Here is a 1,762-nt window from a genome sequence, read left to right as displayed (position 1 = left end):
GCGGCCCTGGCCCAGGTCCGCGCGCGCGAGGAGGGCCCGCCGCCGGTGCGCAGCGCCTTCGACCGAGGCGTGGTGTGGTGCGCCCGGCGCGTCGCCTGGCTGGTGTTCCTCGCCATGGCGATCAGCGTCTTCGAGGTGATCATGCGCTATGGCTTCGATTCGCCCACCTCGTGGGTCCACGAGAGCGTGGTGATGCTGGTGGCGGTGACCTTCGCCCTCGGCGGGCCCTCGGCGCTGGCCAGCAACAAGCATATCCGCGTGCGGATTCTCTACGACACCGTCGGGCCGCGCTTCCGGCTGTGGCTCGACCGCTTCAACGACATCGTGACCTTCGGCTTCTGCCTGGCGATGAGCTACGCCGCCTACGTGATGTTCTGGGACGCGTCCCACAACCCCCTGGGCGAGTGGTCGCTGGAGCGCTCCGGGACCTCCTGGAACCCGCCGTTCCCGGCCCTGGTCAAGGGCATGATCATGGTCGCGCTGATGGTGATGTGCATCCAGGCGTTCATCCACATGCTGCAGTCGCTGCGCGGCAAGCCCGCCCTGCCGGCCACCGACGACGAGGGGAGCGCGTAATGGATATCGCCGACGGAACGATCCTGATGGTCGGGGCGATCTTCGCCCTGCTGGTCACCGGGCTGCCGCTGGCCTTCATCACCGGCCTGGTGGCGCTGGTCTTCACCTTCGGCTGGTTCGGCGGCAATGCGCTGCCGCTGGTCACCAGCCGGGTCTACGGCTTCGTCACCGAGTATTCGCTGGTGGCGGTGCCGATGTTCGTGCTGATGGCCTCGCTGCTCGACCGCTCGGGGATCGCCAAGGACCTGTTCAACGCCATGCGGGTGTTCGCCGGCCGGCTGCCCGGCGGGGTGGCGGTGCAGACCATCGTGGTGGCGTTCTTCCTCGCCGCGCTGTCGGGGATCATCGGCGGCGAGATCGTGCTGCTGGGGATCCTCGCGCTGCCGCAGATGCTGCGCCTGGGCTACGACAAGCACCTTTCCATCGGCGTGGTGTGCGCCGGCGGCGCGCTGGGCACCATGATGCCGCCGTCGATCGTGCTGATCATCTACGGGCTGATCGCCAGCCAGTCGATCGCCGACCTGTTCACCGCGGCGATCACCCCGGCGGTGATCCTGATGCTCTCCTACATCGGCTACGTGCTGGTGCGCTGTATCCGCAACCCGGCGATGGGCCCGCCGCTGACCGAGGAGGCTCGCCAGGAGACCTTCGCCACCAAGGGCCAGGCGCTCAAGGCGATCATCGTTCCCGGGCTGATCGCGGTGCTGGTGCTGGGCTCGATCTACGGCGGCGTGGCCTCGGTCACCGAGGCGGCGGCGATGGGCGTGTTCGGCGTGCTGCTGGCGGTGATCGCGCGCGGCGAGTTCTCGCTGAAGACCATGCACGAGAGCCTGGGCCAGACGCTGGTCACCTGCGGGATGATCATCTGGATCGGCATCGGCGCCGCGGCGCTGGTCGGGGTCTACAACCTGATGGGCGGCAACCGCTTCATCTCGGGGATCATCATGGGCCTGGACGTGGCGCCGATCGTGATCATCCTGGTGATGATGGCGATCCTGCTGGTGCTGGGGATGTTCCTCGACTGGATCGGCGTGGCGATGCTGACGCTGCCGATCTTCGTGCCGATCATCGACCAGCTGGGCTACAGCCCGATCTGGTTCGGGATCCTGTTCGCGGTGAACATGCAGGTGTCGTTCCTGTCGCCGCCGTTCGGCCCGGCCGCGTTCTACCTCAAGGGGGTGGCGCC

Annotated in this window: 2 protein-coding genes; both read left to right on the top strand. The window is 67.8% G+C overall.

Annotated elements, in window-relative coordinates:
* Positions 1 to 6 precede the first annotated feature (6 nt).
* Positions 7 to 576, top strand: coding sequence for a TRAP transporter small permease subunit (locus HR9077_RS18155; RefSeq protein ID WP_136068717.1), 570 nt, complete (start codon positions 7 to 9; stop codon positions 574 to 576).
* The coding region (locus HR9077_RS18150; protein ID WP_136068716.1) for a TRAP transporter large permease at positions 576 to 1,762 on the top strand (1,187 nt) is incomplete at its 3' end. The genes HR9077_RS18155 and HR9077_RS18150, both read left to right, overlap by 1 nt.

The sequence above is a fragment of the Modicisalibacter radicis genome (assembly GCF_900961225.1).
Lineage (GTDB): Bacteria > Pseudomonadota > Gammaproteobacteria > Pseudomonadales > Halomonadaceae > Modicisalibacter.
This window is presented reverse-complemented; position numbering and strand designations above follow the sequence as displayed.